Genomic DNA, 12,273 nt, shown 5'->3' with positions numbered 1-12,273 from the left:
CACCCCCTTATAAAAAGAGAGCCAAAGGTGCTATTATACACTAAATGGGGTATATGAAACACACGCATGGCGCATAAGATTAAAATTAGGGTATAATCAAAAATTCTTGTTTGAAAGGATGTGGTGTGTTTTTTGGCAATAAGGACTTGGCAAAGAAATTGGAACTTAAAGACGCGGAGATCAAAACCTTAGAAAAGAAGTTGGATTTTTACCAGCAACTCGTGGATTTGTGTAGCCATATGGGCTTCATCGGGGTGAAAGATCACAAGATTGTGTTTAAAAACGGCGATGTTGTGGACCTGACGGGGATCGACACTAAAACCAGCGATTTGAGTAACCCTAACCAGGATTTTAGCCTGAATAACCGCCTGTATAAAACCAAAAGTAAACGCATCGATGACACTCTCTACCATTCCATCACAGAGACCATAGACTTGCTCGCAGAGTGCGGCAAGAACCCTATTTTTAGTCTTTATTACACGGGCATGCGTGAAGGGCTAGAGAGCTTGCAATCTAACATGCAAGACATTTTTAAGGGGACCGATGAACTCTTTAGGGCAGCTTCTACTGGGGGCCAACATGCCAAAACGATGATCGACAAACTCACACAGACCAGCAACAACATCAACAGCTTGTATGAAAAAATGCAAAACGCCACTTCTTTAGCCGATTCTCTCAACCAGCGCAGCAGTGAGATCACGCAAGTGATTTCTCTCATCGATGACATTGCTGAGCAAACCAACTTACTCGCCCTGAATGCGGCCATTGAGGCGGCACGGGCGGGCGAACACGGGCGCGGCTTTGCCGTGGTGGCCGATGAAGTGCGCAAACTTGCCGAAAAAACCCAAAAGGCGACTAAAGAGATCGCCGTGGTGGTCAAATCCATGCAACAAGAGGCCAGCGACATCCAAACCAACACCCACGACACCAACACCACGGCTGAAGTGATTAAAAACGATGTGGATGACATTAAGAGCATCGCCCGAACTAACTTAATCGGTGCCAACGCAGCCGAATACTCCATTGAAAATGTCAATAACCTTGTGTTCTGTGGCTTGGCTAAAACCGACCATGTCGCATATAAGGCGAATTTATACGGTGTGATCTTTGACGCGCCCCATAACTTTAAAATCGTGGACGGGCATAATTGTCGCCTAGGTAAGTGGTATTATGAAGGCAATGGTAAGGAACACTTCAGCAACACGCCCAGCTACCGCTCTTTAGAACCCTTCCACAACAGCCTACACGATGAGGCCAATAGTCTAGTTAACATGCTTAAAGACCGCACCAGCATCACAGAAGAAGTGATTGAAAAATCCATCGACTCTATAGAGCAACACTCTAAGAATGTCTGCGACACCATTGACAAAATGTTAAAGGAAAAACAAGAAGAGTTGCAGAAAAATATTAATGAGATCAGAAGCCAGCAGCAGCAATAATTGCCTAGCTATTTTTTTGAACTCAATGCCTTAAAAAAGGCGCGTTTATACAGAGAGCGCCGCCTTTACCCCGCAGATCTAGCCGACTTTGCCTCGAATGACTATTTAGGCTTAGGGAGACGTAAAGACTTATTGCAAAAAGCCTTTGAGATGCTGCAAACCCAGCCCACCCACGCCCCTAAAGCATCCATGCTTGTCAATGGTTATCACTCTTTGCACCGCGCGCTGGAAAATGATTTATGCGCCTTGCTGGATTTTGAGGCATGCGTTTTAGTGGGGAGTGGGTTTTTGGGCAATGTGGCTTTGATCGAGGCACTGGTGCGTAAAAACGACCTGCTGTTTATAGATACGCACTACCATGCCAGCGGACAATTCATCGCCAAAAAATCCCCCAACACGATTTTCTTTAACCACAACGATGGCCAAGACTTACAAGCCAAATTAGAACAGCATCAACCCAAAGGGCGGGCGATCATCGCCATTGAGGGGGTTTATTCAATGGATGGCACTATCCCACCTCTAGAGATTTTAGAATGTGCTAGAGAGCACAACGCCTATTTAATTTTAGACGAAGCCCACAGCTTAGGCAGTATCGGGGCAAATTTAAAGGGGGTTTTAGATCATTACAATCTAAAGCCCACAGACAAAACCATCATTTTAGGCACTTTTTCTAAAGCTTATGGGAGTTATGGGGCGTTCATCGGAGCAAGTGGGGAAATCATCGATTTTTTATGCAACCGCGCTAAAAGCATCATTTACACGACAAGCTTGTCCGTGCTCGACACTGCTTTAAGCCTCATCAACATTCAAGAGATTTATCAAGACCCAAGCCCCTTTGTGGAGTTACTGGCACAAATGCGTGCTTGTGTGGCGGGCTTTGGCTGGCACACCAAGAGCAGTATTTTAACCCTGCCCTTTGACAACATCAAAGACCTGTTAACAACTCAAGAGGAGCTATTAAAAGAGGGGTTCATTTGTGGAGCGATCCGCCCCCCCACGGTAAAGAGATCCCTATTGCGCGTGGGTTTAAACATCCAACCTACAAACACCCTAGGGCTTTTAAAAAGCCTGTGCGGGTGCTTGCAAGGGTTTTATTTACCGAACCGCCCGCCGGTGGTGGGATAGCCGTAAATGGAGCCGTCTTTGATTTTCATGTGATCTTCCCAGGGCAATTTGTATTTGCCTGCGGCTAGATCCTTGATGTAGGTGAGTCCTGCATCGCTCTCACCACCGGGTTTAGCCACATAACCGCGGTGGCCGAGGTTGTAAATGTTGTTTTCTAGACCCCAACTTAGGCGGGCGTTGTCTGCCATTTTGGGATAGATTTCGCCGGTAACGATCTCCCAAGGGTTGCGATGCCCTTGCACGAGAGTGGTGCCATCAAAGTTACAGATTTGCCCTTCGCCGAAGTAGTAAAAGACATTGTCATAGCCGGCGAGATTCACGCTCACGGTATACATCAAGTTGTGCCATGCATTGGAGCGGTTGGTGAGAATCCATTGGTCGTTGACCTGCGTGCTGTAGCCAGAGATGCGGATATAGACATTGCACCCTTTATAGGCGGCTTCTCTCGCGAGCTCAGGGATCATGCCATCGTGGCAGATACACACGGCAAGCTTAGAACCACCAGGACCATCGCACACGGGCATGCCTAAATCTCCAGGATACCAGGGCTCAATGGGATTCCAAGGGAAGAGTTTGCGGTATTTTAAGATGATTTCGCCCTGGGGATTGATGATGATAGCGGTATTATAGGGGTTTTTGTTCGAATCAGGATTACGCTCCATAATGGAGAAGACCCCATAGACTTTGGCTTCTTTGCACGCTTTGGCATACATCTCGGTTTCTTTGCCCGGCACATCGAGCAAAAATTCTTCAGTGAGCCATTTAGCGGTGTTTAGCCCTTGCGTGCTGTATTCGGGGAAAATGACGAGCTCTACGCCCGGATAGCCCGCTTTCGTAGCATGTAAAGTTTTAATAATGCTTTCAATGTTGTGGTCAATGTCCTTGCGGCTGTTGACAACGGGGACTGGAAATTGGATGGCAGCGACCAAAAACCCTTCAATGGGTTTACCCATACTACCGATGCTTCCCATGAATGCTCCTTTTGCTGTTGTTACTTTATTGTGTTTTGCAACACGGGGGTATGCTAGGACTGGATATTTAACGCTGGGTAAATGTAAAAAAGGGGAGGATTGGAGTGTAAAGGGAGGCAGTGCCTCCCTTTACAAGTGGTGTTACTTCTTGGCGATGTTGCGGATGTACTGGTCGGCAAGGTATAGGCCATGCCCACTTTCACCCATGAGTTTAATTTTGTCTAAAATGTTCTTAAACAAGACCTCTTCTTCGTGTTGCTCGGCGACATACCATTGCAAGAAGTTGAAAGTGGCATAGTCTTTGTGGGCGAGCATGTGATCCACTAAGTTGTTGATGGAGTGGGTGATGTGTTGCTCGTGTTTGTAGGCCTTCTCAAAGATTTCCACCAAGCTTTTAAACTCATGTTCGGGGGCCTTAACTTCCTTTAAGCGCACACCCACTTCGTTTTCGTTCAAGTAGGTGATGATTTTTGTGGCATGCGCATACTCATCGCTGGCGTGGTCGAATAAGAACAAGCCAGAGCCATCAAAGCCATGGGTGTAGCACCAAGAGCTCATGCTCATGTAAAGGTTGGCTGAGTAGAACTCATCCATCACTTGTCCGTTGAGTAATTTTACAGTTTCTTGAGGCAACATAAAAACTCCTTTTGTTAGTTTGTATCATTATTATAGCCTAAATGAGAAAATAAAGTCAAGGTTTTTAGCCCATAATTTCTCAAAATATATAGTATTTTAAGAAATAATAAATCTAGTGAGCCCATAGGCGATTAACGAGAACACATACGCCACCGCTGTGGTGAAAACAAAGAGATACACCACGAATTTAAAGCCACCCGCTTCCTTACCAAAGGTGATGGTCGCTGCAAAACAGGGGATGTAAAACACGATAAACACGATGAAAGCGATAGCCGAGGGCAGACTCACACTTTGCCTCAGGGCAAGTTTGGGATCTTTCTCCCCTGCATACAGCACCGCTAAGGTCGAAACCACCACTTCCTTAGCCATAAAGCCTGCAACCAAGGACACGCTTAAACGCCAATCAAAATCCATAGGCTTAAACACCCCATCGATGCCCCGCCCAATGCGCCCCACGAAGCTATACTCCAAATTCTCCTTGTCTAGCTTGTCTTGCAACGCTTGCAGGGCTTGCTCTTTGGCTTGAGGGCTGATATGGCTTGCTTGGATTTGCACTCTTTGGGTTGCATAAGGGGCTAGGTCGGGCTTAGGGTATTGCGAGGCAAACCAAATTAAGAGCGATCCGCCTAAAATATAGGTCCCCGCCTTTTTGATGTAGGAGAGGCTTTTGGTGTAAATGCCAAAGTAAAGCACCTTTAGGCTTGGCAGGCGGTATTTTGGCATTTCCATGACAAAGGACTCCTGCTTGCCCCTAAAGACGCTCAAATTTAAGAGTTTTGCCATTAGTAGAGCCACCACAGCCCCCAAAATATAAATGGCAAAGAGCACAACGCTCGCGTATTTTTGGGGGAAGAAGGAGCCGACAAAGAGGACATAAATGGGTAGTCTCGCGCTGCAACTCATAAAGCCGATGACAAATAAAGTGATCAACCTTTCGTGTTGGTTTTGCAAAGTGCGGGTTGCCATGTAAGCGGGCACAGAGCAGCCAAAGCCCGTAACAAGGGGGATAAAACTCTTGCCATGCAGGCCAAACTTATGCAAAATCCCATCGAGCAAAAAGGCGACACGACTCATGTATCCCGTGCCCTCCAAAAGCCCGATGCCTAGATACAAAATGACGATGAGGGGCAAGAAGGAGAGCACTGCTCCCACCCCCGCCACCACACCATCGCTGAGCATGGAAGCGATTTGGGGGTTAGTAATGTGCTCTTTTAAACTTTGGCTTAAAAAGGCAAAGAAATTATCCACTAAGTCCTGCCCGAGCCCGCCCACAAGAAAGCTTAGGGTGAAGACAAGAAACATCAAGCCTAAGAAAATAGGCAAGCCATAGTATTCGTGCAAAAAGAGGCGGTCGAGCTTGCGGGTGGGGGTGGGCTTGGTTTGTTTACTCACTTCTTTGGCAAGCTGTCTACAAAATTGTAAGTCGGCTTGGGTGGGCTTTAGGTTTGAGGGGTTGGCACTCTTGGTGGGCAGGGGGCGTTGTGCAGGTCAATGATGGCATCGAGCAGAGCGGTGATGTTGGTGCGCTTGTAGGCGGAGGTGGGGATGCAGGGGGCGTTTAGTTTGTTAGATAGGGTGTAGGTGTTTATCTCTAGTCCTTCTTGTTGGGCTTCGTCAAACATATTCAAGGCAAGCAGGGTTTTATGGGGGAGTTTGAGTAGTTGGGTGCTTAGGGCCAAATTGCGCTCTAAATTCGTGCAATCCAGGACATTTAAGATGAGGTCGTAGTGCTCGGTGTCTAAAAACTCTCTTGTGAGCTTTTCTTCTAGGGTGAAGCCATTGAGGGCATAAATGCCAGGTAGGTCGATGATGGTGATTTGAGCGTCTTTGTAAGTGGTTTGCACTTGGGTTTTTTCTACGGTAACCCCCGCAAAATTACCGACCTTTAAATGCGCGCCGCTCAGGGCATTGATCAGTGAACTTTTACCCACATTGGGTTGCCCCACAAGGGCGACAATGATTGTTTGCATGGATTGCCTTAATGACTGTGAAAATGAAAACCTAAATTGTATCTAAAGTTTTGCTAAAATTAGAGGTTCAGCGAAAGGACATTATGGAGCAGCGATTTAGCGTAACAGAGGCGGGGCGTTTAGATCACTTTTTGGCTACGTATTTAGGTGTGGCAACCAACCAAGCCTTGCAGTGCATCAAGGCGGGGTGTGTGCGGGTGAACTCTAGGCCTTGCGGCAAGGGGGGAGTCAAGCTTAAGGCGGGGGATTTGGTGGTTTTTACCCCTTTAAGGGCAGCAGAATTACCCGCTTATGCGCCTTTAGATTTTGAGGTGATTTACGAAGATGCGGACATGTTGGTGCTCAATAAACCGCCCAACTTGGTGGTGCACCCGGCTAGTGGCGTGTGTGGGCTAACCTTATTGGATCACTTAAAGGCAAAGGGCTATCGCTTGTCTAGCCTTAGCGGGGAGTTGCGCTGTGGGATCGTGCACCGCCTAGACAAGGACACGAGCGGGGCGATCGTCATTGCCAAAACCAACCACGCTCACGCTAAGTTCGCCGAGCAACTTAAGAACCGAGAAATGGGACGCTACTACCTAGCCATTTTAAGCACCCCCTTAAATACGCCCACAAAAGTGGAGTGCCGCTTAGGCCGCCACCCCAACAACCGCCTAAAGATGACAAACTTAAATGCTCTGCGCCAAGATGTTAAGGGGGGCAAGTGGTCTAAAAGCGCATTTATGCCCCTAGCCACCAATCCCAAAGGGCAACAACTCATTGCTGTCAAGCTTTATAGCGGGCGCACACACCAAATTCGGGCGCATTTGGAGAGTGTCGGAAAACACATTTTAGGCGACCCCTTGTATGGGCGGCAGATTGAGCCTTACAGCGGACGGATTTTACTCCACGCTTATTTGCTTTATTGCACGCACCCTAGTACGGGGCAAAGCTTGTTTTTTAAAGCCCAAATTTTGCCTGATATGCTAGAATATTTACAAACTAATTTTCAAGAGGTTTCGTGGGATGGGTTTTTACAAGAACGTTATATTTTTGATTTGTTCGGGGCTGATTTTTAGCAGTTGCGCCCACACCCAAAAAAATGACACCCTGTCTTTCAACCAGCAACAAGAAGCGATCAATGCGAGTTTACCCGTAGTGCAGGGCATTAGGACGATCAACGATGTGGAGTCTGTAGGCTTTGAGTGGCAAGCAGTGGATAATCCGGGGCTTATCGATGGCTTTGCGATTTATCGCATGCAAAAAGACCAAACCTATCGGCGGGTGGCTACCATTAAAAACCCCCTAGCCACGCACTACTACGACGATGGGCTGACTCCCCAAACCGATTACACCTACGAAATCGCCACTATTGGCAAGAATGGCGGGATTTCACAAATGTCGGCGGCTATCCCCGTACACACTTCCTACATTAACCCCGTTGAAAAGGTCTTTGCCAGCCAAGCCAGTCCCCAAGAGATCAAGATTTTTTGGAGTCCACACCCCAACCCCAGCATCGCCCGCTACATCGTGCAAAGGGAGAACGCTGATGGCAAGTTTTCTAACATCGGGGTGGTGAAAAACCGCTTGTATGTGGAGTATTTTGACAAGAATTTACCCAATGGATCAAAACAACGCTACCGCGTGATTGCCGAGAACTTTGATGGGGCAAAGTCTCTGCCTAGTGCTGTGGTGGAGGGGCAAACCAAGCCTCTACCCCTGCCCCTTATTAATTTGCAAGCCAGCACGAACTTAACCCGCAAGGTGGAGCTGTCGTGGACACCATCAAACCAAAGTGATATTGCGGGTTACAAAGTCTACGCCACAAACAGCATAGACGGGCATTTTAAAAACATCGCTGAAACCAAAGAACCCCACTACACCGATGAGGTGGACATGGATGGGGTGAGCCGATTTTATAAGGTTGTGGCAGTGGATCGCAGCGGTTTAGAGGGGGTCTTGCCTAGCGAGGCGGCTAAGGGCATGACCTTACCTCGCCCCGCCACGCCGGTGATCACTAAAGGCACAATTGAGGATGGACGAGCGATCATTGAGTGGCAAGGCATAGGCGATGGGCGGGTCAAATCTTATGCGGTTTACCGCTTTGATGGCAATTCTAATTCTAGCCCCCTGCGCTTTGGCAATTTAACCACCACCCAATTCATCGACAAGCACATGGCAAATGGGCAAAAATACCGCTACCAAGTCGTGAGCATCGACTCAGCAGGGCTAGAGTCACGCCCAAGCAAAGAAGTAGAACTGCGCCTAGACCGCTAATGCCCCATTTTTACGCCCAAGAGTTGCACCTACCTCCCATGCCTTTTGAGCAAGAGGGCTTTAGCTTTTGCTACGAGGCACAGAGCCTAAGAGATTCAAAAGTCAGCCTAATTCGGGTGAAACACCATTTAAGCGATTTTTGTTTGCTAAAAATAGAGCAACAAGGGCGGATTTTATGCAAGGGGGAGAAGTCCACCCGCCCGATCCCTGTGGGGATTTTGCAACATGCCCTAGAGATTTTAAGCCACTATGGCAAAGAAATCAAGGGCAATTTAGCCTTAAGCCATTGCCCCAGCAGGGCGTTTTTGGTGGCCTTTAACCATTTTAACTTTGAGAGTTTTTATCTTGAAATTGGCTTTGGCTCGGGGCGGTTTTTGCTCCAAAAGGCACAGGCAAACCCTAAGAATCTCTATATCGGTTTGGAGGTGCATACCCCCTCCATAGAGCAAGTCTTGCGCCAAATTGAGCTCTTAGGGCTAAAAAATCTTTACATCGCCCACGCCGATGCACGCACACTTTTAGAGGTTTTACCCCCAAATTGTGAGAGATTAGACATCCACTTTCCCGTGCCATGGCCAAAGCACCCCAATCGGCGCATTTTCACCCCCCAAACTTTAGAGAACATGCTTTCTGTATTGCGCTCACAGGGAGAGATTTGGCTAAGAACGGATAGTTTAGAGTATTTTAAGGACAGTCTAGAATTAGCCTTAAATCTATCCACTTGTCAAGCCACAATCGCTAAGAACGCTCCACAAGAGGGAGTCGTCAGTAAATACGAGGCGCGTTGGGTGCGCCAAGCAAAAGACATTTACGACTTGCGCCTAAAATCTGCCACATCTAGCCACCGCCCAAAGTTACCTCTACTACTGCCAACCACCCAAAACATCAAGTACAAGGGAGTCAAAGCTTCTAGTTTATGGCAAGAAAAGTCCAAAATGGGGGAGGATTATTTTTTAAACATCCAAGATGTGTTAGAATATAAGGACTTATGGTTACTCGCAGTGAGTTTGGGCGATGTGCGCTCCCCCTTAAATAAAATCCTTAGTTGGGATCGCAAGGGTGGGGGCTTGGAGTATGTGGGGGGTGCGCCCTTCAACACGAAAGCGCAACGCCACGCCCACGAAGCGTTGTGCGCCCTTTTACAACAGGAGGTCTTTGGTGGGTAGCATCATTTTTGCGCGGGATTTGTCCTTGGGCTACAAAAAAGACGAGTGGGTGATTAAGGGGGCGCATTTTAAAATTGAGCAGAAAGACTTTGTTTTTATCTCGGGAGCGAGCGGGAGTGGGAAAAGCACGCTTTTGCGCTCTTTGTATGGAGATTTACCCATCTTGGGGGGGGATTTAGAGGTGTGTAACATCAGTGTCAATCGGGCTTCTAAGAGTTTCATCAATGAGCTTAGGCGCAACATCGGGGTGGTGTTTCAGGACTATAAACTCATTGAAGAATGGACGGTGGAGCAAAATATCAAGTTGCCCATGATCATCAATGGCTACAAAAAAGAGGAGTGCAACATTCAGGCCGAAAAACTCTTAGCCCATGTGGACTTGCTCTATAAATCTAACCGCTACCCTTTGGAGTTGAGCGGGGGTGAGCAGCAACGGGTGGCTATGGCTAGAGCGATCGCCCATAAACCCTTTTTGATTTTAGCCGATGAGCCCACGGGCAATTTGGACGATTACTCCAGCGACATGATCTGGAGTTTGCTAAAAGGGGCAAACAAACAATTAGACATCACCATCGTGGTCGTGACGCACAGAATCCCTAGCAATTTCAACATCCCTTATCGCAAGCTTTATATCAAGGATGGAGAGGTGCATGAGTACACTTAAGGAGCATTTAGCTTTTTTGTTGCCCCTAATCGCCCTTTTGTTTAGCCTAGAGAGCATTTTATTTATCCAGCGGGCGGTGCATATCCGTGAGGAAAAGCTGTATAAGAATTACGCCATCACCATCGTGAGCCACCAAAAACTCTCTTTACAATTCATCCGCCAAAACATCCCCAACAGCGCATCCTTAAACCTGATCAGCCCCGATGCGCTCTTAGAGCGGCTAAAGCAGAATTTGAGCGCGGCTAGCATCGCCAATCTTAAGAAAAATCTCCCCTTTTTCTATTCGCTCAAGTTATCCTTATTCCCCACTTTAGAACAGTTGCACCAAATCAACCAAAGGCTCTTAAAAATCCCGGGCGTGGAGAAGGTGGAGGTCTTTAGCAAAACCCACGATCAGGAATACCGCTTATTGCTCTTACTGAAAAAGAATACCCTCATTTTTGCGTCTATTGTGGGCGTGCTCTCCATTCTCTTGCTTGTTAAACAAATCAGTGTGTGGCATTTGCAATACGCCAAACGCATTGAAATCATGGACCTTTTAGGCGCGCCCATGCGGATCAAAAATGGCTTTTTGTTTAGGCTTGCCTTGATCGACTCGGTGATTGCCAGTGTAGCGGTGTTTGTGGGGAGTTTGTATTTGTCTTTGCAAGATCGCTTCCAAACCATCGCCCAAGTGTTAGAGATCAATGGCCGCTTGTTTGTGTGGCAAGAGGACACCTTGATCTTTTTACTCACTTCGGTTGTGGTGTCCTTGGTCTGCGTGTGGATCGTTGTTATCCAAAGGAGAGTGGCATGAAAAAAAGAGCAATGCTTTTAGGGTGTTGTTTGGCTTTGGGGGTGTTAAACAGCCAATCGGTCGCAGATATTGACAAAAATATTAGTTTGAACCAAGATAGGCTCAAGGCCACAGCCCTAGAAAAGAGCAAAATCAGCAACCACTTAAATCTCTTGGGCAACGCCATTAACCAAAAGTACCGCCAAAGCCAAGAGCTCTCTAGACAAATACAGGGCATCCAAAGGGACATTGACAAGAACCAAGCCCAAAACCTTGCCCAAGAAAAATCTCTAGAGGAAAACCGCCTATTTTTGGAGAATCTGCAAAAGAGTCGCAGTAGAATCCAAGACTCGGTAACGAGCATTCTCTTAAAGGACATCTTGTTTGTGATGATCCTAGACAAACAGGATTTAGCCACGACTGAGGACATCATGCTCCAAACTGCCTTTAAGTATTTAAATCACAACTCGCGCGCACGCCTTGCCAACTTAAACGCTCAAGAGGAACAGATCAACGCCCGCATTGCCCAAATCACAAAAAACATTGATCAGATGGGCGCGACCATCACCGCCCAAAAAGACCGCAAGCGCAATTTGCAAAACATGGTCGCCACCCAACAGAAGTTGATCGCCAAAATGCAAGAGGAACTCGCCCTTTACAATAAAAAGCTAGAAAATTTAGACAAGGAACGCAAGGGGTTAGACCAACTTTTAGCGTCTCTAAACATTGTCAAGCAAAAGGAACTAGAGCGTCAAAGACATCCTCAAAGAGAGGAAACTCACACCACCACAGGCTTACAAGCCCCCTTAGAGGTGCGCCAAGTGGCAAGCTCTTATAGGGACATCACGACTGTCGCCTACAATGGACCAAAGACCATCGCCCCTTTAGCCAGCTATAGAATCGCACAAAAATTTGGACCTTATTTTGACCCCGTGTATAAGCTCAAGGTTTTCAACGAGTCGGTAACTTTGGTATCCACCAAGCCCAACGCCGTGGTGCGTAGCATTTTTGATGGGCGGGTGGTGTATGCTAAAGAAGTGCCGATTTTAAAAAAGGTCATCATCATTGAGCATAAGGATGGCATGCACACCATTTACTCCCAGCTAGACAAAATTGCCCCCACAATTAGGCATGGCTTGCGGGTGCAAAAGGGCTATGTGATCGGGCGCATCGACCAACGCCTAAGCTTTGAAGTGACTCTAAAAGACAAACACATCAACCCTTTGGAGATCATTGCCCGCACCCAATGACCCCTAAAACATAAAGAAAAA

The 12,273-nt window shown here is 47.3% G+C and carries 10 protein-coding genes and 1 pseudogene; 8 read left to right on the top strand and 3 right to left on the bottom strand.

Annotated elements, in window-relative coordinates:
• Positions 1-125: 125 nt before the first annotated feature.
• Both QUE23_RS01140 and QUE23_RS01135 read left to right on the top strand, forming a co-directional pair.
• On the top strand, positions 126-1,439 hold the full coding sequence (locus tag QUE23_RS01140) for a methyl-accepting chemotaxis protein (protein ID WP_286348883.1): 1,314 nt from the start codon (positions 126-128) through the stop codon (positions 1,437-1,439).
• Positions 1,440-2,564 carry an aminotransferase class I/II-fold pyridoxal phosphate-dependent enzyme gene (locus tag QUE23_RS01135; RefSeq protein WP_286348882.1) on the top strand — a complete coding sequence of 375 codons (1,125 nt, stop codon included), beginning with the start codon at positions 1,440-1,442 and terminating at the stop codon, positions 2,562-2,564. It abuts the gene before it with no gap.
• Here the strand turns inward: QUE23_RS01135 and QUE23_RS01130 are convergent.
• The 3 genes and pseudogenes from QUE23_RS01130 to feoB form a co-directional block, all read right to left on the bottom strand.
• Positions 2,531-3,535 carry a formamidase gene (locus tag QUE23_RS01130; protein WP_286348881.1) on the bottom strand — a complete coding sequence of 335 codons (1,005 nt, stop codon included), beginning with the start codon at positions 3,533-3,535 and terminating at the stop codon, positions 2,531-2,533. The two genes, QUE23_RS01135 and QUE23_RS01130, sit on opposite strands and share 34 nt — an antisense overlap.
• A gap of 141 nt (positions 3,536-3,676) precedes the next feature.
• Positions 3,677-4,171, bottom strand: coding sequence for a ferritin (locus tag QUE23_RS01125; RefSeq protein WP_104741643.1), 495 nt, complete (start codon positions 4,169-4,171; stop codon positions 3,677-3,679).
• 96 nt (positions 4,172-4,267) lie between these two features.
• Positions 4,268-6,141 (bottom strand): annotated as a pseudogene (feoB, locus tag QUE23_RS01120) (ferrous iron transport protein B).
• Positions 6,142-6,224: 83 nt separating this feature from the next.
• Here feoB and QUE23_RS01115 point away from each other — a divergent pair.
• Genes QUE23_RS01115 through QUE23_RS01090 form a run of 6 tightly spaced genes read left to right on the top strand, consistent with a single transcriptional unit; the run spans position 6,225 to position 12,252 of the window.
• On the top strand, positions 6,225-7,199 hold the full coding sequence (locus QUE23_RS01115; protein WP_286348880.1) for an RluA family pseudouridine synthase: 975 nt from the start codon (positions 6,225-6,227) through the stop codon (positions 7,197-7,199).
• Positions 7,147-8,397, top strand: a complete 1,251-nt coding sequence (locus QUE23_RS01110) for a fibronectin type III domain-containing protein (protein ID WP_286348879.1) — start codon at positions 7,147-7,149, stop codon at positions 8,395-8,397. Before QUE23_RS01115 ends, QUE23_RS01110 begins: the two co-directional genes overlap by 53 nt.
• The gene (trmB, locus tag QUE23_RS01105) at positions 8,397-9,563 is read left to right on the top strand and encodes a tRNA (guanosine(46)-N7)-methyltransferase TrmB (RefSeq protein ID WP_286348878.1); all 1,167 of its coding nucleotides are present in this window, start codon (positions 8,397-8,399) and stop codon (positions 9,561-9,563) included. The genes QUE23_RS01110 and trmB overlap by 1 nt, the downstream gene beginning before the upstream one ends.
• Entirely contained in the window at positions 9,556-10,227 is a 672-nt protein-coding gene (locus QUE23_RS01100; protein WP_286348877.1) for a cell division ATP-binding protein FtsE, read from the top strand. Before trmB ends, QUE23_RS01100 begins: the two co-directional genes overlap by 8 nt.
• Positions 10,214-11,023 (top strand): cell division FtsX domain-containing protein, encoded by an 810-nt coding sequence (locus QUE23_RS01095; protein ID WP_286348876.1) that lies wholly within the window; start codon positions 10,214-10,216, stop codon positions 11,021-11,023. The genes QUE23_RS01100 and QUE23_RS01095 overlap by 14 nt, the downstream gene beginning before the upstream one ends.
• On the top strand, positions 11,020-12,252 hold the full coding sequence (locus QUE23_RS01090) for a murein hydrolase activator EnvC family protein (protein WP_286348875.1): 1,233 nt from the start codon (positions 11,020-11,022) through the stop codon (positions 12,250-12,252). The genes QUE23_RS01095 and QUE23_RS01090 overlap by 4 nt, the downstream gene beginning before the upstream one ends.
• The last annotated feature ends 21 nt before the right edge of the window (positions 12,253-12,273 follow it).

The organism is Helicobacter felistomachi (assembly GCF_030296895.1).
Taxonomy (GTDB): Bacteria; Campylobacterota; Campylobacteria; order Campylobacterales; family Helicobacteraceae; genus Helicobacter; species Helicobacter felistomachi.
Note: the sequence above shows the minus strand (reverse complement) of the source record. Positions and strands in the feature narration are given on the sequence as shown.

What these genes read in the sequence shown, in the direction of transcription:
- QUE23_RS01130 (WP_286348881.1), bottom strand. Translation starts at nt 3,535, where the DNA reads ATGGGAAGCATCGGTAGTATGGGTAAACCCATTGAAGGGTTTTTGGTC.
- QUE23_RS01125 (WP_104741643.1), bottom strand. Translation starts at nt 4,171, where the DNA reads ATGTTGCCTCAAGAAACTGTAAAATTACTCAACGGACAAGTGATGGAT.
- QUE23_RS01115 (WP_286348880.1), top strand. Translation starts at nt 6,225, where the DNA reads ATGGAGCAGCGATTTAGCGTAACAGAGGCGGGGCGTTTAGATCACTTT.
- QUE23_RS01110 (WP_286348879.1), top strand. Translation starts at nt 7,147, where the DNA reads ATGGGTTTTTACAAGAACGTTATATTTTTGATTTGTTCGGGGCTGATT.
- trmB (WP_286348878.1), top strand. Translation starts at nt 8,397, where the DNA reads ATGCCCCATTTTTACGCCCAAGAGTTGCACCTACCTCCCATGCCTTTT.
- QUE23_RS01095 (WP_286348876.1), top strand. Translation starts at nt 10,214, where the DNA reads ATGAGTACACTTAAGGAGCATTTAGCTTTTTTGTTGCCCCTAATCGCC.
- QUE23_RS01090 (WP_286348875.1), top strand. Translation starts at nt 11,020, where the DNA reads ATGAAAAAAAGAGCAATGCTTTTAGGGTGTTGTTTGGCTTTGGGGGTG.